This window comes from Klebsiella sp. BDA134-6 (assembly GCF_015601345.1).
GTDB lineage: Bacteria > Pseudomonadota > Gammaproteobacteria > Enterobacterales > Enterobacteriaceae > Klebsiella > Klebsiella grimontii.
The window spans coordinates 2,285,717-2,303,795 of record NZ_CP064784.1 but is presented as its reverse complement, the minus strand read 5'-3'; the positions used below and the strand labels follow the sequence as shown (position 1 = coordinate 2,303,795).

The 18,079-nt window shown below is 55.5% G+C and carries 17 protein-coding genes; 11 read left to right on the top strand and 6 right to left on the bottom strand.

Annotation, left to right across the window (positions count from 1 at the left end; translation table 11 throughout):
* Positions 1-50: 50 nt before the first annotated feature.
* Positions 51-3,296: a ribonuclease E gene (gene rne, locus IYV58_RS10450; protein ID WP_142467725.1), complete on the top strand. Its 3,246-nt coding sequence runs from the start codon at positions 51-53 to the stop codon at positions 3,294-3,296.
* 34 nt (positions 3,297-3,330) lie between these two features.
* Here rne and IYV58_RS10445 read toward each other — a convergent pair whose 3' ends face one another.
* Entirely contained in the window at positions 3,331-4,266 is a 936-nt protein-coding gene (locus IYV58_RS10445) for a LysR family transcriptional regulator (protein ID WP_112166324.1), read from the bottom strand.
* 109 nt (positions 4,267-4,375) lie between these two features.
* Here IYV58_RS10445 and IYV58_RS10440 point away from each other — a divergent pair, with 109 nt between their 5' ends.
* A complete protein-coding gene (locus tag IYV58_RS10440; RefSeq protein ID WP_049112588.1) occupies positions 4,376-5,590 on the top strand; it encodes an MFS transporter in 1,215 nt (404 codons plus the stop codon).
* Positions 5,591-5,642: 52 nt separating this feature from the next.
* Here the strand turns inward: IYV58_RS10440 and murJ are convergent, their stop codons facing one another.
* The 4 genes from murJ to rimJ form a co-directional block, all read right to left on the bottom strand.
* On the bottom strand, positions 5,643-7,178 hold the full coding sequence (murJ, locus tag IYV58_RS10435; protein WP_004131383.1) for a murein biosynthesis integral membrane protein MurJ: 1,536 nt from the start codon (positions 7,176-7,178) through the stop codon (positions 5,643-5,645).
* Between the two features lie 112 nt (positions 7,179-7,290).
* On the bottom strand, positions 7,291-8,214 hold the full coding sequence (locus IYV58_RS10430; protein ID WP_004131382.1) for a Gfo/Idh/MocA family protein: 924 nt from the start codon (positions 8,212-8,214) through the stop codon (positions 7,291-7,293).
* Between the two features lie 2 nt (positions 8,215-8,216).
* Positions 8,217-8,864: a YceH family protein gene (locus tag IYV58_RS10425; protein ID WP_004131380.1), complete on the bottom strand. Its 648-nt coding sequence runs from the start codon at positions 8,862-8,864 to the stop codon at positions 8,217-8,219.
* A gap of 9 nt (positions 8,865-8,873) precedes the next feature.
* Positions 8,874-9,458, bottom strand: a complete 585-nt coding sequence (gene rimJ, locus IYV58_RS10420) for a ribosomal protein S5-alanine N-acetyltransferase (RefSeq protein ID WP_162121658.1) — start codon at positions 9,456-9,458, stop codon at positions 8,874-8,876.
* A 229-nt stretch (positions 9,459-9,687) separates the two neighbouring features.
* Here rimJ and mdtH point away from each other — a divergent pair, with 229 nt between their 5' ends.
* The 8 genes from mdtH to IYV58_RS10380 all read left to right on the top strand — a co-directional run bounded on the left by mdtH (position 9,688) and on the right by IYV58_RS10380 (position 15,761).
* Positions 9,688-10,896 (top strand): multidrug efflux MFS transporter MdtH, encoded by a 1,209-nt coding sequence (gene mdtH, locus IYV58_RS10415; protein ID WP_049112586.1) that lies wholly within the window; start codon positions 9,688-9,690, stop codon positions 10,894-10,896.
* A 65-nt stretch (positions 10,897-10,961) separates the two neighbouring features.
* Entirely contained in the window at positions 10,962-11,609 is a 648-nt protein-coding gene (gene grxB, locus IYV58_RS10410; RefSeq protein ID WP_004131367.1) for a glutaredoxin 2, read from the top strand.
* A gap of 135 nt (positions 11,610-11,744) precedes the next feature.
* Positions 11,745-12,305, top strand: coding sequence for a lipoprotein (locus tag IYV58_RS10405; RefSeq protein ID WP_004131365.1), 561 nt, complete (start codon positions 11,745-11,747; stop codon positions 12,303-12,305).
* 122 nt (positions 12,306-12,427) lie between these two features.
* On the top strand, positions 12,428-13,474 hold the full coding sequence (gene pyrC, locus IYV58_RS10400; protein ID WP_170100732.1) for a dihydroorotase: 1,047 nt from the start codon (positions 12,428-12,430) through the stop codon (positions 13,472-13,474).
* 72 nt (positions 13,475-13,546) lie between these two features.
* Positions 13,547-13,792 (top strand): DNA damage-inducible protein I, encoded by a 246-nt coding sequence (dinI, locus tag IYV58_RS10395; protein ID WP_004101040.1) that lies wholly within the window; start codon positions 13,547-13,549, stop codon positions 13,790-13,792.
* A 284-nt stretch (positions 13,793-14,076) separates the two neighbouring features.
* Positions 14,077-14,331, top strand: a complete 255-nt coding sequence (gene bssS / locus IYV58_RS10390; RefSeq protein WP_004131358.1) for a biofilm formation regulator BssS — start codon at positions 14,077-14,079, stop codon at positions 14,329-14,331.
* 124 nt (positions 14,332-14,455) lie between these two features.
* Positions 14,456-15,574 carry an N-methyl-L-tryptophan oxidase gene (gene solA, locus IYV58_RS10385; RefSeq protein WP_004131356.1) on the top strand — a complete coding sequence of 373 codons (1,119 nt, stop codon included), beginning with the start codon at positions 14,456-14,458 and terminating at the stop codon, positions 15,572-15,574.
* A 73-nt stretch (positions 15,575-15,647) separates the two neighbouring features.
* A complete protein-coding gene (locus IYV58_RS10380) occupies positions 15,648-15,761 on the top strand; it encodes a YceO family protein (protein WP_004101037.1) in 114 nt (37 codons plus the stop codon).
* Here IYV58_RS10380 and IYV58_RS10375 read toward each other — a convergent pair.
* Positions 15,747-16,811: an oxygen-dependent tRNA uridine(34) hydroxylase TrhO gene (locus IYV58_RS10375; protein ID WP_195729571.1), complete on the bottom strand. Its 1,065-nt coding sequence runs from the start codon at positions 16,809-16,811 to the stop codon at positions 15,747-15,749. The genes IYV58_RS10380 and IYV58_RS10375 overlap by 15 nt on opposite strands.
* 209 nt (positions 16,812-17,020) lie before the next feature.
* Here IYV58_RS10375 and IYV58_RS10370 point away from each other — a divergent pair, with 209 nt between their 5' ends.
* A complete protein-coding gene (locus IYV58_RS10370; RefSeq protein WP_112166314.1) occupies positions 17,021-17,941 on the top strand; it encodes a Kdo(2)-lipid IV(A) acyltransferase in 921 nt (306 codons plus the stop codon).
* The last annotated feature ends 138 nt before the right edge of the window (positions 17,942-18,079 follow it).

Genomic DNA, 18,079 nt, shown 5'->3' with positions numbered 1-18,079 from the left:
TACTCTGCCCGTAGCTTAGTCGTCAATGTAAGAATAATGAGTAAGTTACGATGAAAAGAATGTTAATCAACGCAACTCAGCAGGAAGAGTTGCGCGTCGCCCTTGTTGATGGGCAGCGCCTGTACGACCTGGATATCGAAAGCCCCGGGCACGAACAGAAAAAAGCGAACATCTACAAAGGCAAAATCACTCGTATAGAACCTAGCCTCGAAGCCGCGTTTGTTGATTATGGTGCCGAGCGTCATGGTTTCCTCCCTCTTAAAGAAATCGCCCGCGAATACTTCCCTGCCAACTACAATTCTCATGGTCGTCCGAACATCAAGGACGTGCTGCGTGAAGGTCAGGAAGTTATTGTCCAGATTGATAAAGAAGAGCGTGGCAATAAAGGCGCCGCGCTGACGACCTTTATTAGCCTGGCGGGCAGCTATCTGGTGCTGATGCCGAATAACCCACGCGCTGGCGGTATTTCACGCCGCATCGAGGGTGACGATCGCACCGAACTTAAAGAAGCGCTGGCCAGCCTTGAGCTACCGGACGGCATGGGACTTATCGTTCGCACCGCAGGCGTCGGCAAGTCCGCCGAAGCGCTGCAGTGGGACTTAAGCTTCCGCCTGAAACACTGGGAAGCCATCCAGAAAGCCGCAGAAAATCGCCCAGCTCCTTTCCTGATCCATCAGGAAAGCAATGTGATTGTGCGCGCTTTCCGCGACTATCTGCGCCAGGATATCGGCGAAATTCTGATTGATAACCCGAAAGTGCTTGAGCTGGCTCGCCAGCACATCGCGGCGCTGGGTCGTCCGGATTTCAGCAGCAAAATTAAACTGTACACTGGGGAAATCCCGCTGTTCAGCCACTATCAGATCGAATCGCAGATTGAATCCGCTTTCCAGCGTGAAGTGCGTCTGCCTTCCGGTGGTTCTATCGTTATCGACAGTACCGAAGCGCTGACCGCTATTGATATCAACTCCGCACGCGCCACCCGCGGCGGCGACATCGAAGAAACAGCGTTTAACACCAACCTTGAAGCGGCAGATGAAATCGCTCGTCAGCTGCGTCTGCGCGACCTTGGCGGCCTGATCGTTATCGACTTCATTGATATGACCCCGGTTCGCCATCAACGTGCGGTGGAAAACCGCCTGCGCGAAGCTGTCCGTCAGGACCGAGCGCGGATCCAGATCAGCCATATTTCACGCTTTGGACTGCTGGAGATGTCGCGCCAGCGCCTCAGCCCATCGCTCGGCGAGTCCAGCCATCACGTCTGCCCGCGCTGTAGCGGAACGGGTACCGTGCGCGATAACGAATCGCTGTCGCTTTCCATTCTGCGTTTGATCGAAGAAGAAGCGCTGAAAGAGAACACCAAAGAAGTTCACGCTATCGTGCCGGTGCCGATTGCTTCTTACCTGCTGAACGAAAAACGTGCTGCGGTAAGCGCGATTGAAACCCGTCAGGCCGATGTGCGCGTCATTATCGTGCCAAACGACCAGATGGAAACGCCGCACTACTCCGTTCTGCGCGTGCGTAAAGGCGAAGAAACCTCCACGCTGAGCTATCTGCTGCCGAAACTGCACGAAGAAGAGATGGCCATGCCTTCTGATGAAGAGCCGGCTGAGCGTAAACTCCCGGAACAACCAGCGCTGGCCGCTTTTGTCATGCCAGAAGCCCCTCCGGCTCCGGCACAGGAAGAGCCGGCCAGGGCAGCGGCTACCGTTACGCCTGCCGCATCCGCACCGAAGGCCACAAAACCGGCCCAGCCGGGTCTGGTTGCCCGCTTCTTCAGCGCGCTGAAAAATATGTTCTCCGGTGCGGAAGAGACTAAACCGGCAGAAGTTCAGGTTGAGAAAAAAGCGGAAGAGAAATCCGAACGTCAGCAGGAGCGTCGTAAACCGCGTTCTAACAACCGCCGCGATCGCAATGACCGTCGTGACAACCGGGATAATCGCGATAGCCGCGATAATCGTGCCGAGAATAGCGAAGGCCGGGAATCTCGCGAAGAAAACCGCCGTAACCGTCGTGAGAAGCAGCAGAACGCCGAGCCGCGCGAAATTCGCCAGACCACGGTAGAAGATAGCGAAAAAGGCAAAGCTCGCGACGAGCAGCAGCCGCGTCGCGAACGTAATCGTCGTCGTAACGATGATAAACGTCAGGTTCAGCAGGAAGCCAAAACGCAAACCCGCGAAGAGCCAATCGTACAGGATAGCGAGCAGGAAGAACGCGTGCAGACTATGCCGCGTCGTAAACCGCGCCAGCTGGCGCAGAAGGTTCGTTTCGAATCTGCTGCCGCTGAGCAGGTTGTCGAGCCGGTAGCCGCAGCGCAGGTAACAGAAGCGCCTGTTGTCCAGCCGGAAAACGCTGCCCCACGTACTGAACTGGCAAAAGTCGATCTGCCGGCGGTTGTTGAGACAGCTGCGGAACATGACGACAACGGTGAAGCTCGCGAATCTAACGGCATGCCGCGCCGTTCGCGCCGCTCGCCTCGTCACCTGCGCGTAAGCGGCCAGCGCCGTCGTCGTTACCGTGATGAGCGTTATCCGACACAATCCCCGATGCCGCTGACCGTTGCCTGCGCATCACCGGAAATGGCGTCTGGTAAAGTGTGGATCCGCTATCCGGTGGTTCGCCCGCAGGACCAGCAGCAGGAAGACGCTCCGGTTCAGGAGTTCTCCGTCGCTGCGGCTGAGCCGATCATCACGCCAGCGGCTGCCGCCGAGCCGGTTGTTTCTGAAGTGATTGCGCCGGCAGCAGCCGAAGATAACGCAGCCATCTCCGAACCTGTGGCGGTGATTAACGAACCGGAAGTTTCGGTCGTTGAAACTACCCATCCGGAAGTTATCGCCACCCCGGTTGATGAACAGCCGCAGCTGATTGCGAAAGCCGATGAAGCCGTAGTTGAAGACGTTGTCGCAGAAGCCGTCGAAGTTGATGCGAAAGACGCCGTCGAGCCGGAAGCAACGGCCCCTGTGTCTGAACCAGTTGTAGCTGAAGAAACGCCTGAGGTTGTTGAAGAAACGCCTGAGGTTGTTGAAGAAGCGCCTGTCGTTTCTGCGCCAGCGCCAGTAGCGGAGCCGGTGGTTGAGACTAAGCCAGCAGTCGAAGCCGCGCCGGTTGTTAAGGTCGCCAATCGTCACGCGACGGCGCCGATGACGCGTGCGCCTGCACCGGACTACGTGCCTGAAGCGCCGCGTCAAAGCGATTGGGTTCGCCCGAACTTTGATTTTGACGGTAAAGGCTCTGCTGGCGGCCATAGCGCCACGCATAAAGCCACAGCCGGACCTACCCGTCCGCAGTCCGTAGAGTAACCTCTACAAGACCGGCCCTGGTGGCCGGTCTTTTTTATTCCCCTTCCGGCCGCTGCATCCCCGCCACCTGAGGCATAACCTCGCGCATCAGATCGAGAAACTTACGCAACCGCGTCGGATAGTAGCGCGCCCAGGGATAGACGAGGTGTACCGGCAACGGCGATGCTTGCCACTGCGGGAACAGCTCTACCAGCCGCCCGGCGGCGATATCTTCCACGACCGCCCAGCTCGACACGATCGCCGCGCCTAGCCCCGCCAGCGCGGTATTACGAGCAACATGCACGCTATCGGTACTCAGGCACGGCGCGATACCGAAGGTGACGATTTGCTCATCCATCTGAGACCGCAGCGTCACCTCATGCTGATAGAACGTGCTGATGGCTATCCACGGTAGCATCGACATCTCCTGCGGCGCGTTTAACGGCGGCGAGTTCGCCAGCAGCGCCGGCGAAGCGACTACGCTACGCGGAACCTCGGCCAGCAATACCGATACCGTAGCCGGATCCACCTCCGCTCCCACGCGAATCGCGCAGTCGATACCATCGCTCAGGAAATCAACCGTCTTATCGTTCAACATCCATTCCACCGACAATTGGGGATAGCGCTGCAAAAAATCCACCAGCGGCCCCAGCAGCTGCTGCTGACCGAACGCATGCGGCGCCCGCACTCGTAATATTCCCACGGGCCGATCATCGGTAATCCGCAGGTCGTCCTCGAGTGCCAGCCAGGCATCGACGACCTGTCGGGCGTGCTGATAGCAGCGTTCACCATCATCGGTCAGCTTCATCGCGTGGGTGGTACGCAGAATCAGCTTTGCGCCAAGCAGCGCCTCCAGTGACTGAAGCCGTCTGCTTACCGTCGCCTGGGTCGTATTCATCTGTGCCGCCGCAGCGGAGAGAGAACCGGCCTCGACAATACGAATAAACGTACGCATCAGTTCGATCCGATCTATACGCTCTTGCTTCTTCATTTTTATTTTGCCTATACGTTTAACGTATAACCGTTTTACCACCGGGCTATCTACCGCGCCAGCGCGATTAGGGGAAAAATAGCGCCATCGCTTCTAAGAGGAATCCATCATGACACCAGTTCCACTCACCTCCCGCGCCGCCGGGTGGGTTATTTTCATCCTTGCGCTGGGCGCGGGCTTCAGCGTCGCCTCAATCTATTACGCGCAACCACTGTTACCCCTGATGGGAGCTAACCTGCATTTGAGCGTTGAGGGTATGGGCCTGGTTCCGACTTTGACCCAGGCCGGCTACGCACTGGGCATACTGTTTCTTCTCCCGCTTGGTGACCGTCACGACCGCAGGAAATTGATCCTGATGAAAAGCGCCGCGCTGGCCGTCCTTCTGCTGCTTTGCAGCCTCACCGGTCAGCTGACCTCCCTGCTGATTGTCAGCCTGCTTATCGGTATGGCCGCGACCATGGCCCAGGATATTGTACCGGCAGCCGCGATTCTGGCTCCCGCGGGTAAGCAAGGGAAAATGGTAGGGACGGTGATGACCGGACTGCTGCTGGGGATCCTGCTGTCGCGTACCGTCAGCGGACTGGTGGGCGCCCTCTTCGGCTGGAGGGTGATGTATCAGGCGGCGGCGGTCAGCATCGCGCTGATTGGGCTGGTGATGTGGCGCGTCCTGCCGCGCTTTGAGATTCACTCAACCCTGAGCTATCCGCAGCTGATGAAATCGATGGCCCATCTGTGGAAACGCTATCCGGCCCTGCGTCGCGCCGCATTCGCTCAGGGATTCCTCTCTATCGCCTTCAGCGCCTTCTGGTCAACGCTCGCGGTCATGCTACTGGCGCACTACCAGATGGGCAGCGCGGTAGCCGGCGGTTTTGGTATCGCAGGTGCCGCCGGGGCGCTCGCCGCGCCGCTGGCCGGTGGCCTGGCCGATAAGTTCGGCGCGGAAAAAGTTACGCAAATGGGGGCCGCGCTGGTTACCGTTTCGTTTGCCCTGATGTTTCTGCTGCCTGCACTACCGCCGCATGGCCAGCTGATCCTGATTGCCATTTCGGCCGTCGGTTTCGACCTTGGACTGCAATCCAGCCTCGTGGCTCACCAGAATCTGGTGTACGGTCTGGAACCTCAGGCGCGCGGTCGACTCAATGCGCTGCTGTTCACCGGCGTCTTTATTGGCATGTCGCTGGGTTCAGTACTGGGAAGCAAACTGTATGTGATGGCCGGCTGGAGCGGTGTGGTGACGCTGGCCGTCATTACCGGCGCAATTGCCCTTGGGATCCGCCTGCTGGAAAGCGCCAGGGTCGTATCCGCGCAGCGAACCCTCAGATAAAAAAAGCCGCTCTGCAGAAACTGCAGAGCGGCTTTTACTGCGTTCAGTCAGTTCAGGCCGTACGGCGAGCAAACTCTTTCACGCGAAATCCCAGCAGCAGCAGCGTCGCGAAATAGGCGATAACGCCCGCGATTACGACCACCATTAAACGCAGCAGACGGAACGGCATCGTCCCCTGCGACCACTCTGGCATCAGGTACATCACGCCCAGCAGCGCCGCTGACATGATAATCACCGCAATAACCAGGCGCAGCAGAAACAGGAACCAACCCGGCTGAGGCGTAAAAATTTTCTGTTTCCGCAGCTGCCAGTAGAGCAGCGCGGCGTTAAGACAGGCCGCCAGGCCAATCGACAACGACAGGCCAGCATGCTTCAGGGGGCCAATAAAGGCGAGGTTCATCACCTGCGTCATGAGCAGCGTGACGATAGCAATTTTCACCGGCGTTTTAATGTCCTGGCGCGAATAGAATCCGGGAGCCAGCACTTTCACCACAATAAGCCCCATCAGCCCGACAGAATACGCCACCAGCGCACGCTGGGTCATCGCGGCATCAAAAGCGGTAAATTTCCCGTACTGGAATAGCGCGACCGTCAGCGGCTTGGCCAGGATCCCTAACGCCACCGCGCTCGGTAGCGCAAGCAGGAAGCACAGGCGCAATCCCCAGTCCATCAAACGGCAGTATTCATCGTGATTGCCGCTGGCGAAGCTTTTTGACAGCGACGGCAGCAGAATGGTCCCCAGCGCCACGCCCAGCACGCCGGACGGAAACTCCATCAGACGATCGGCGTAGTACATCCACGACACGGAGCCGGATACGAGGAATGAGGCAAAGATCGTGTTAATAATCAGTGATATCTGGCTGACTGAGACGCCGAGGATCGCCGGCCCCATCTGTTTCACCACCCGCACCGCGCCAGCATCTTTAAGGTTGACCCGCGGCAGCACCAGCATGCCGATTTTTTTCAGATGCGGCAGCTGCCAGGCAAGCTGCAAAATACCGCCAACCGTTACCGCCCACGCCATTGCCAGCATCGGCGGATTAAAATAGGGGGCCGCAAACAGCGCAAAGCCAATCATGCTGACATTAAGGAAGGTTGGGGCAAAAGCGGGAACCGAAAAGCGGTTCCAGGTATTCAGGATAGCGCCAACCAGTGACGCCAGGGAGATCAGCAGAATATAGGGAAAAGTGATGCGCAAGAGCTGAGTGGTCAGGGCGAACTTTTCGGGCGTATCGGCAAACCCCGGCGCGGTGACGGTAATCACCCACGGCGCCGCCAGCATACCGGCGACGGTGACCAGCGCCAGAACCAGCGTCAGCAATCCCGATACATAGGCGACGAAAACGCGGGTCGCATCCTCGCCCTGTTTGCTTTTATATTCAGCAAGAATCGGCACAAAAGCCTGAGAAAATGCGCCCTCAGCAAAAATACGTCGTAAAAGGTTCGGGAGTTTGAAAGCAACGAAGAAGGCGTCGGTGGCCATCCCCGCGCCAAAAATACGTGCGACAATCGCATCGCGCGCAAAGCCCAGCACGCGCGAAAACATGGTCATCGAACTGACGGCCGCCAGTGATTTTAAAAGATTCATTAACGTGTTATTCCACAACCCTGGAGTAAAACGCCCGCAAATGCGGGCGCGGGAAAGTGGCGATAGTCTACCGGGTTCATACTGAATTACTACTGCCAGTTGTTACAACGGATTATTCGCTCATCGCTTCGCGCCAGAGCTTATCCACCACCCGCTGAGCCAGCAGCGCCTGCTCCCCGGACGTTTCAGGAACCGTCTGATTTTGCACGCATTCGATAAAATGCCGCGCGCAGCCGGTGAAGCCTCGCTGCTCAAGTGTTGTCTGCCAGCCGGGAATTGGGCGCTGTATCACTCCGCGTCCCCGCTCCTCCTGCCACTCCCGCATATCGCGGACTTCATATAATCCGCCGTCGGTTACCGCCTGAACCCACTCCCGCTGGCTTCCGGCGCGGCGGTGCATACTGGTTGTGATCTGTATCATCCCGGACGTGAAATGATGCTCGGCATACAGCATCTCGCCTTGAGCCGTGGTATGCAGCGCTCCGCCGCTTAAACGCGCCTTATCGCCCGCCAGCCATAAGGCCGTATCAACCACGTGCAGATAGTCATCCAGCAGCGTGAAGCGCAGATCGTGGCCGACGCTGTCGCTGCGATGTTTGTCCATCCGCAGCGACGCTGCGTTTCCGAGCTGCGCCTTCAGCTCGCGATAGAGCGGAGCAAAACGGCGATTAAACCCGACCATGAGCGTGAGATGACGGCGGGCGGCCAGCTCAACCAGTGTCTCCGCATCGCTAAGCTTATCCGCAAGCGGTTTATCAACGCAGACATGAACGCCGGCATTGAGCAACCGACAAACCACTTCATAATGTGAAGCCGTGGAAGTATGCACGAACACGGCGTCACACTGAGCCGCCAGCTGTTCCAGAGAATCCGCATAGGGGATCCGCCAGGTTTCGCAGATACGCTGCGCTTTCTCTTTGCCAGGCGACCACGCTGCCTGTAGCGTCCAGCCATCGGCGGCCCCCAGCACCGGTAGCCACGCCTTTTGCGCAATACCGCCCAGGCCAACCACTCCTATACGTAGTTTTGCCGACATGCTTAATCTCCCAAGTGAGCCAGCAGTGAATCCAGTCGCGCTTTCAGCTCGGCGACTTCCGCTTCCAGCGCCTCTACGCGCATCTGCAGATCGTCGCCAGCGGGCGACACGGCCTCAACGACGGTAATCAGTGAATCCATATCATCGCAAAACAGATGCATATAGCGGCTTTCACGCTTGCCGGGCTCCCGCGGCAGACGCGCGACATAGGGGCCATCTTCCCGCGTCGCCAGATTTTCGAGGACGCTTTCAACCTCCGCCATATCGCTGAATTCATGCATCCGCTGCGCGCGACCGCGAAGTTCACCAGGCGTCTGCGCCCCGCGCAGCAGCAAGGTGGTAATAATAGCGACTTCCGCCGGGGATAATTTCAGATCGCCAAATTCAGAGTTGCAGAAACGCTGCTCATATTTGGTCACCCGATTGCCGAAACCGCTGACCGTTCGCAAATAATGGCGCTTCACTAAGGTATCGAGCAGATCCTGGACATCGCTTTCGCTGAGCGACATCACCGGTTCACGGTTCGTTTTTTGGTTACAGGCGGTGACCACCGCGTTGACCGATAGAGGGTACTGCTCCGGCGTGGTGACCTGCTTTTCCAGCAGGCAGCCAATGACCCGCGCTTCATGCAAGGTTAACTGATATTTCATGATGTCTCCTTAGCGACCCGGGGTCCAGTCCAGTGTCGTCAACGCCGTCAGTACGTGATCGCGCCACTGCCCATCAATAAGCAGGTAATCTTTGGCGTAACCCTCTTTTTCAAAGCCCAGACGCGCCAGCAAATCGCCGCTGCGCTGATTATGCGGCATGTAGTTTGCCATTATGCGATGGATATGCTGCGTGCGCTGCATATAGCGAATCGCCGAGGTCAGCGCTTCATACATTAGCCCTTGCCCCTGCCATTTCTCACCGATGGAGTAGCCGAGGTAGCAGGCATGAAACGAACCGCGCACCACGTTCGAAAAATTCGCCACGCCGATGATCTCTTTTTCCTCCGGGTCAAGCAGGGCAAAATAGAACGCCGAGCCCTGCTTATGGAACTCAGAAATCATCGATAAACGCGCCTGCCAGCCGGAAGGATAACAGTGGCTGTCGTCGCGCACCGGCTCCCAGGGTTTTAAGAACCCTTTATTTTCCGCGTAATAATCGGCCAGACGCCAGGCGTCACGATCGTGCACCAGCCGTACCACCAGCCGGTCCGTCGTCAAACGCACCTTCGGTACGTTACTGCGATAGCCAAACATTCCCCTCTCCTGTTCCCCAGACGAAATACTTGCTGACTTTACTATACCTGTCCTGCGCGGTTGAGTGAAAACAGCAACATACCATTTTCTGCACCACCTCTGCTTTTCGATGAATAGGCTCTATCGTTCTTGCATTTTGATAAAAAAATATTGTCGCAAGTTAGCTGGGAAAATAGCCGTTATCCCCGCAGAATATCAACGCTTATCCTTATTTTTCCCGGGAGGGGAAATGTCCCGCGTATCGCAGGCAAGGAGCCTGGGTAAATATTTCCTGTTAGTTGATAACATGCTGGTCGTACTCGGCTTTTTCGTCGTATTCCCGCTTATCTCCATTCGCTTTGTCGACCAGATGGGGTGGGCTGCGCTGATGGTCGGGATTGCGCTCGGCCTGCGTCAGCTGGTGCAGCAAGGTTTAGGGATATTTGGCGGCGCCATTGCCGACCGTTTTGGCGCCAAACCGATGATCGTCACTGGTATGCTGATGCGCGCGGCCGGTTTCGCGGCAATGGCCGTCGCCCATGAACCCTGGGTGCTGTGGCTCTCCTGCATTCTCTCAGGTCTCGGCGGCACGCTGTTCGATCCCCCGCGGGCGGCGCTGGTGGTCAAGCTGGTACGCCCGCACCAGCGCGGACGTTTCTTTTCTATCCTGATGATGCAGGATAGCGCAGGGGCGGTGATCGGCGCGCTGCTGGGAAGCTGGCTGCTGCAATATGATTTTCGTCTGGTGTGCAGCGCCGGGGCGGCCCTGTTTATCGCCTGCGCGGCATTCAACGCCTGGTATCTCCCGGCCTGGAAGCTGTCGACGGTCAAAACGCCGGTTCGTGAAGGGCTGGGACGCGTGCTGCGCGACAAACGCTTTGTCACCTACGTATTGACGCTTACCGGATATTACATGCTGGCGGTGCAGGTGATGCTAATGCTGCCGATCATGGTTAACGATATTGCGGGTTCTCCAGCGGCGGTAAAATGGATGTACGCCATTGAAGCGACCATTTCGCTGACGCTGCTGTACCCGATTGCCCGCTGGAGCGAAAAGCGTTTCCGCCTCGAGCATCGCCTGATGGCCGGCCTGCTGATCATGACCCTCGCGATGATGCCGATTGGCCTGAGCAGCAATCTACAGCAGCTGTTTACGCTGATCTGCGTATTTTATATGGGTTCAATTATCGCTGAACCCGCGCGCGAGACGCTGGGCGCTTCGCTGGCTGATGCCAGAGCGCGCGGCAGCTATATGGGCTTTAGCCGTTTAGGATTAGCCTTCGGCGGCGCTTTCGGTTACGCGGGCGGCGGATGGCTGTTCGACGCCGGGAAGGCCGCAGGTCAGCCGGAGCTGCCATGGCTGATGCTGGGCGTTATCGGCCTCGCGACGTTTATCGCTCTGTGGTGGCAGTTCAGCCCGAAACGTTCGGCCTCCGGAATGCTGGAGCCGCGAACCTGATTTGCCGGGCCTTCGTTTCTCCTCCATACTGAATTGAGGATGTTCAGCCACTATGGAGGAGAAACGTGAAGTTATATATCTACGATCACTGCCCGTTCTGCCTTAAAGCCCGCATGATTTTCGGCCTGAAAAATATCCCTGTCGAACTGATCGCGCTCCTGAACGATGATGAAGTAACCCCAACCCGAATGATCGGCCAGAAGATGGCGCCAATCCTGCAAAAAGACGATAGCCGTTACATGCCGGAAAGTATGGATATCGTGCACTACGTCGATAAGCTGGACGGAAAACCGCTGCTTACCGGCGCGCGTAATCCGGCGATTGAAACCTGGCTCAGGAAGGTCAACGGCTACGCTAACCGCTTGTTAATCCCTCGCTTTGCTAAATCCGCTTTTGATGAATTCGCAACGCCAGAGGCGCGTGCTTATTTCGTGAAAAAGAAAGAGGCGGCTATCGGCAGCTTTGCCGACCATCTCGCCCATTCCCCCGGTCTGGTAAAGAACATCAGCGATGATCTGCGGGCGCTGGATAAATCGATCGTCCAGCCTAACGCCGTTAACGGTGAACTCTCTGAAGATGATATTCATCTCTTCCCTCTACTGAGAAATCTGACGCTAGTTGCCGGCGTGAACTGGCCGAGCCGTGTGGCCGCCTATCGTGACAACATGGCCAAACAGACGCAGATCAACCTGCTTTCCTCAATGGCTATTTAACCTCAAGGCAGTGGATGGGTTTGCCCTTCGCTGCCATACGCCTCTTTTTCAGTCTTTTCCGCTAGCACCTCCTGCGCTGGCGAGCCATGCTGCTTTGTGTCAGGATGAACCCATGGCATGACATTAAGGAATCCAATGAAAAAGATGTTTATCGCGGCCGTGCTTATCGTTAGCGGCCTGCTCAGCGCCTGTAACCAGCTCACGCAGTATTCCGTGAGCGAGCAGGAAATCAATCAGGCGCTGCAGAAACGTAACCACTTCGCTAAGGATATTGGCCTGCCAGGCGTAGCGGATGCCCATATTGAACTGCAAAATCTTACCAGCGCTATTGGCCGTGAAGAACCGAACAAAGTGACGTTAAGCGGCGTGGCTAATTTAGATCTGAATTCACTCTTCGGGAACCAGAAAGCGACCATCGATCTGAAGCTCAAAGCGCTGCCGGCGTTTAATAAAGAAAAGGGAGCCATTTTCCTGCAGGAGATGGAGGTGGTCGATGCCAAAGTTCAGCCGGAAAAACTCCAGTCTGTGGTACAGACGCTGATCCCTTACCTGAATCAGTCCCTGCGTAGCTACTTCAATCAGCAGCCTGCCTACGTCCTGCGCGAAGATGCCAGCACCGGTGAGGCGCTGGCGAAAAAGTATGCTAAAGGTATTGAGGTGAAGCCCGGCGAGATTATTATCCCGTTCACAAACTAATATCTCGGGCGCTGAAGCGCCCGATTTTTTACGGAAGTTGATGCAAAGGAAAACGTTTACGCTTATCCTTAGTGCCCGGCAAAAACAGCCCTGATGACTGAACCTATTAGCCGGAGCCTTCCATGACAGCACAATCCCAGGTATTGAAAATCCGCCGCCCTGACGACTGGCATATCCATCTGCGCGATGACGATATGTTAAAAACCGTCGTGCCTTATACCAGTGAATTTTATGGCCGGGCGATCGTGATGCCGAACCTGGTACCGCCTGTTACTACCGTCGAAGCCGCCCTCGCCTATCGCCAGCGTATCGTTGATGCGATCCCTGCGGGCCATGATTTTACGCCGCTGATGACCTGCTATCTGACGGATACGCTCGACCCGGCGGAGCTGGAGCGCGGATTTAACGAAGGCGTATTCACCGCTGCCAAACTCTACCCGGCCAATGCCACAACCAACTCGAGCCACGGCGTCACCAGCACGGATGCCATCATGCCGGTGCTTGAGCGCATGGAAAAACTGGGTATGCCCCTACTGGTTCATGGTGAAGTCACTCATCCTGATATCGATATTTTTGACCGGGAAGCGCGATTTATCGAAACGGTCATGGAGCCGCTGCGCCAGCGCCTGCCCGGTCTGAAGGTAGTCTTCGAACACATCACAACCAAAGATGCCGCCGAATACGTGCGCGACGGTAACGATTTGCTGGCAGCCACCATCACCCCGCAGCACCTGATGTTCAACCGCAATCATATGCTGGTTGGCGGCGTGCGGCCCCACCTTTACTGTTTGCCGATACTGAAACGCAATATTCACCAGCAGGCGCTGCGCGAACTGGTGGCCAGTGGTTTTGACCGCGCTTTCCTCGGCACCGATTCCGCACCCCATGCCCGTCATCGTAAGGAAGCCAGCTGCGGATGCGCAGGCTGTTTTAACGCGCCGACCGCGCTGGGCAGCTACGCAACGGTGTTTGAGGAGATGAATGCTCTACAGCACTTTGAAGCCTTCTGCTCGCTCAACGGCCCACGCTTCTATGGCCTGCCGGTCAATGAGGGCTATGTTGAGCTGGTGCGCGAAGAGAGCCAGGTGGTCGAGAGTATCGCCCTGCCCGGCGACGCGCTGGTGCCGTTCCTTGCCGGGGAAACCGTGCGCTGGACGATGAAAAAATAAATAGTACGCCCCCTGTTGAAAATGCTCACCAAATACTGTATAAATAAACAGTACACTATCCAGGGGGCAATTATGCGTATTGAAGTCTCTATCGCCAAATCAACAGCCTTACCCAACGGCGCCTTAGATGCGCTGAACAATGAACTCTCTCGTCGTATTGAACAGCAGTTTCCCTCTACATCAAGCCAGGTAACGGTTCGATACGCGGCTAATAACAATCTGTCGGTTATCGGCGGCCTGAAAGAAGACAAAGACCGGATTAGCGAAATCCTGCAAGAAACCTGGGAAAGCGCTGACGACTGGTTTGTCCGCGACTAGTCAATTAAATTTGCTCCCTCATTGTGCTTTTTTTGCCGGGTCGCCCCGGCTTTTTTATTTTTTCACACTCAGATTTTCCCCTATTGCTTTTACTTAGCACCTTCAAAAATAACAAATAACCCACCCTTTTCTGCCTAAAAAAGCAGCAAATTCGCGCGTATGTATCTCTATTTCATTTAATTTCTCGAGTTTATGCTTGACTACTGATATAATTAACTTGCTTCAAAAAACATGCATTAAACCTCGAGAACTGTTGTCTTTTAACATATGAATAAGGGGTTATGATGGAAAAGAATAATGAAGTCATCCAGACCCATCCCCTCGTCGGATGGGACATCAGCACCGTTGATAGTTACGATGCGCTGATGTTGCGCCTGCACTACCAAAACCCCGCTCAAGAAAGTAGTAAAGACGCAGAAATTGGCCAGACGCTATGGCTAACGACGGACGTCGCACGTCAGTTTATTTCTATTCTGGAAGCAGGTATTGCGAAGATTGAATCTGGCGAATACCAGGAAAATGAGTATCGAAGGCATTAATATTTAGCGCTAATGTCTGAATATTCACCTAACAGGCACCTCCGGGTGCCTGAATTATTTTCGGGCTTGTATAACAGCAGGTTGTTATTTACCCTGCTAACAAAGCAATAACCTGGAACCCACCATGCAATACGATCTTATCATTATCGGTAGCGGCTCGGTCGGCGCTGCCGCAGGCTTTTATGCGCGGCAGGCAGGGCTTAACGTGCTGATGATCGATGCTCATCAGCCGCCGCATCAGGAAGGCAGCCATCATGGCAGCACTCGCCTGATTCGTCACGCCTACGGTGAAGGCAAAAGATATGTTCCCCTGGTACTGCGCGCGCAACAGCTGTGGGATGAGTTTGCCGCCGCCAGCGGTGAAGCCGTCTTTGAACGTACCGGGGTGATTAACCTCGGGCCTGCCGATTCCGACTTTCTGCGCAATGTTGCCAGCAGCGCGCACGAGTTCCGGCTGAATATTGAAGAGATGGATGCGCAGACGGTAATGACTCGCTGGCCGGAAATTCGTGTACCTGATGATTATCGGGCGATATTTGAACCCGCATCCGGCATACTGCGCAGCGAGCTGGCCGTTGAAACCTGGATCCGTCTGGCGCGCGAAGCGGGCGCCGCCCAGCTGTTCAACTGTCCGGTGTCAGCCATTCACCACCAGCCGGACGGCGTCACCGTCGAGACGCTGGATGGCGAGTACAGCGGTAAAAAACTCCTGATCAGCGCCGGAACCTGGGTCACACGCCTGTTGCCAGAACTTCCGGTCCAGCCGATACGGAAGATTTTTGCCTGGTTTCAGGCTGATGGCCGCTACAGCAGCAAAAATAACTTCCCGGCGTTTACCGGTGAGTTACCGAATGGCGATCAGTTTTACGGTTTTCCCGCCGAAGATAATGAATTGAAAATCGGTAAGCACAACGGCGGGCAGCTCATTTCCACGCCGGAAGAGCGCAAACCGTTCGGTGCGGTAGCCACGGACGGCGCCGAGTCTTTCAGCTTCCTGCGTAACATATTGCCCGGTATTGGCGGCTGTCTGCACGGCGCATCATGCACCTATGATAACACAGCGGACGAAGACTTTATTATTGATACACTACCCGGCCAGCCGGATACGCTGCTGATTACCGGCCTGAGCGGTCACGGCTTTAAATTTGCACCGGTTTTAGGCGAACTGGCCACACGGTTCGCGCTTGACGAACCCTTTGGGTTTGATCTATCTGCGTTTTCACTGGCGCGGTTTAAGAAATAATCGCCCGCCGTATGACCAGACAACCACGCTAAAGAAACGGCCTCACTTGAGGCCGTGAATAATGAGAGAGATGATGCGTCGCCTGTTCGAATTACTGGTTAACAACGTCCGTGAACATTTTATGATTTATCTGGCGCTGTGGCTTCTGCTGGCGTTTATCGATCTTATCTGGCTATGGTTTTTCTGAAGGCACAGGATTCGGGATGCCCAGCTTCGTATTCAGACGACCGCGAGATTTATTAAAGATCTTATTGCCATTCTCGCGGCCGGCGCGCAGTTTTCTCTGCTCCTCTTCCGGCAGCTTATGCTCTTCCATGCAGGCTTCGCTACAGCAACCGGCAAATTTCTCCGCACAGGAAGGACACTGAATAAACAGCAGGTGGCAACCATCGTTCAGGCAGTTGGTATGGCTATCGCAGGGCGCGCCGCACTGATGGCAATGGGCGATAACATCATCTGAGATACGCTCTCCCATACGCTCATCGAATACAAAGTTCTTACCGACAAAGCGAACCGGCAGCCCCTGTTCGCGCGCGCGTCGCGCGTACTCGATAATCCCGCCCTCAATATGCGAGACTTTAGTGAATCCATTATGTTTCATCCACGCGCTGGCTTTCTCGCAACGGATACCGCCGGTACAGTACATGACGATATTTTTATCTTTATGTTCCTGCATCATCTCAACGGCCTTCGGCAGCTGGTCGCGAAACGTATCCGCCGGGATCTCCAGCGCGTTCTCGAAATGGCCGACCTCATATTCGTAATGGTTACGCATATCAATAAAGACCGCATCCGGGTCGTCCAGCATCGCGTTGACCTCCGCAGCCTTTAAATAATCACCCACGTCCGATGCATCAAACGTCGGATCATCAATCCCATCCGCGACGATCCGATCGCGTACCTTGAGACGCAGAACCCAGAAGGATTTACCGTCATCATCAAGAGCGATATTCAGGCGCAGACCATTCAGGGCGGGATCGAAAGCGTATAAAAATTCGCGCAGCGCATCGACCCGGCTCTGCGGAACGCTAATTTGCGCGTTAATACCTTCGTGAGCCAGATAAATTCGGCCAAAGACATTCAGCTTAGTCAACGCAATCCACAGCGCATCGCGCGTGGCTTTTGGGTCGATAATAGTGAAATATTTATAAAACGAGATCGTCGTGCGCGGCTCGGTCTCAGCCAACATTTGCGCCTTTAACGTCTCATTTGAAATGCGGTTATGTAACACTGGCATGGTGTACCTGCTCGGCATAGTCAATGAGTAAAATAAACGGCGGGCATCATATAGCAAACAGGCTTAATTTACATCCCCACATTTTGCGCTACATTTTTCTCACCCAAATTTGCTCGCATTAACATTAAATGCCATCAACAGCCGGTATTTTGGCTGAAGCATAAAAAAATGCGATAATAGAACACGTTGCTTAATTGAACAGGTATGAGATGAGCCATTTACCTAAATTTTCCGCAGCGTTGCTGCACCCGCGTTATTGGCTGCTTTGGTTCGGAATCGGTCTGCTCTGGTTAGTTGTACAGCTTCCCTATCCGGTGATATATCGGTTAGGAACCGGTCTTGGCCACCTAGCAAGACGGCTGATGAAGCGACGGGCAAAAATAGCTTATCGTAATCTGGAACTCTGTTTTCCCGATAAGAGTGAGCAAGAGCGTCACCGGATGGTGGTGGCAAACTTTGAATCCGTCGGCATGGGGTTGATGGAAACCGGCATGGCCTGGTTCTGGCCAACAAAGCGTATCGCGCGCTGGACTGACTCGATTGGCGTCGAGCATATCCGGGACGTACAGACGCAAAAGCGCGGCATTTTGCTGATTGGCATTCATTTCCTGACGCTGGAGATGGGCGCGCGCATGTTCGGTATCAATGAGCCTGGCATTGGCGTCTATCGCCCAAACGATAACCCAGTTATCGATTGGCTGCAGACCTGGGGACGCTTGCGCTCCAACAAAGACATGATCGATCGTAAGGATCTCAAAGGCATGATCCGCGCGCTGAAAAAGGGCGAAGTGATCTGGTACGCGCCGGACCATGACTATGGCCCCTCCGCCAGCGTATTTGTACCGTTTTTCGCCGTTGACCAGGCCGCGACGACCTCGGGCACCTGGATGCTGGCAAAGATGTCTAAAGCCTGCGTTGTGCCGTTCGTGCCGCGCCGTAAACCCAACGGTAAAGGCTATGAGCTGATTATCCTGCCGCCGGAGTGCGATCCGCCGCTGGACGATGCGGAGACTACCGCCGTCTGGATGAACAAAGTGGTAGAGAAGTGCATATTGATGGCGCCGGAACAGTATATGTGGATGCATCGCCGCTTTAAAACGCGTCCTGAAGGCGTTCCTTCTCGTTACTAACGCACTCTCCGCGCTCAGTCGCGCGGCGATCCCGCATTCGAATACGGATGCGGGGTCAATTCCCTCTCTTTAGCTTTAAAAGCTCCCCTGCATTGCGGCAATCATTTCTCAGGCGCATAATTAGCGTGCTCATATTTT

Excerpts from the sequence above, each read along its gene's own strand:
- solA (WP_004131356.1), top strand. The coding sequence starts at position 14,456 with ATGCAATACGATCTTATCATTATCGGTAGCGGCTCGGTCGGCGCTGCC.
- murJ (WP_004131383.1), bottom strand. The coding sequence starts at position 7,178 with ATGAATCTTTTAAAATCACTGGCGGCCGTCAGTTCGATGACCATGTTT.
- IYV58_RS10440 (WP_049112588.1), top strand. The coding sequence starts at position 4,376 with ATGACACCAGTTCCACTCACCTCCCGCGCCGCCGGGTGGGTTATTTTC.
- dinI (WP_004101040.1), top strand. The coding sequence starts at position 13,547 with ATGCGTATTGAAGTCTCTATCGCCAAATCAACAGCCTTACCCAACGGC.
- IYV58_RS10405 (WP_004131365.1), top strand. The coding sequence starts at position 11,745 with ATGAAAAAGATGTTTATCGCGGCCGTGCTTATCGTTAGCGGCCTGCTC.
- IYV58_RS10425 (WP_004131380.1), bottom strand. The coding sequence starts at position 8,864 with ATGAAATATCAGTTAACCTTGCATGAAGCGCGGGTCATTGGCTGCCTG.
- pyrC (WP_170100732.1), top strand. The coding sequence starts at position 12,428 with ATGACAGCACAATCCCAGGTATTGAAAATCCGCCGCCCTGACGACTGG.
- IYV58_RS10445 (WP_112166324.1), bottom strand. The coding sequence starts at position 4,266 with ATGAAGAAGCAAGAGCGTATAGATCGGATCGAACTGATGCGTACGTTT.
- bssS (WP_004131358.1), top strand. The coding sequence starts at position 14,077 with ATGGAAAAGAATAATGAAGTCATCCAGACCCATCCCCTCGTCGGATGG.
- IYV58_RS10430 (WP_004131382.1), bottom strand. The coding sequence starts at position 8,214 with ATGTCGGCAAAACTACGTATAGGAGTGGTTGGCCTGGGCGGTATTGCG.
- IYV58_RS10380 (WP_004101037.1), top strand. The coding sequence starts at position 15,648 with ATGCGTCGCCTGTTCGAATTACTGGTTAACAACGTCCGTGAACATTTT.
- rne (WP_142467725.1), top strand. The coding sequence starts at position 51 with ATGAAAAGAATGTTAATCAACGCAACTCAGCAGGAAGAGTTGCGCGTC.
- mdtH (WP_049112586.1), top strand. The coding sequence starts at position 9,688 with ATGTCCCGCGTATCGCAGGCAAGGAGCCTGGGTAAATATTTCCTGTTA.
- IYV58_RS10375 (WP_195729571.1), bottom strand. The coding sequence starts at position 16,811 with ATGCCAGTGTTACATAACCGCATTTCAAATGAGACGTTAAAGGCGCAA.
- rimJ (WP_162121658.1), bottom strand. The coding sequence starts at position 9,458 with ATGTTTGGCTATCGCAGTAACGTACCGAAGGTGCGTTTGACGACGGAC.
- IYV58_RS10370 (WP_112166314.1), top strand. The coding sequence starts at position 17,021 with ATGAGCCATTTACCTAAATTTTCCGCAGCGTTGCTGCACCCGCGTTAT.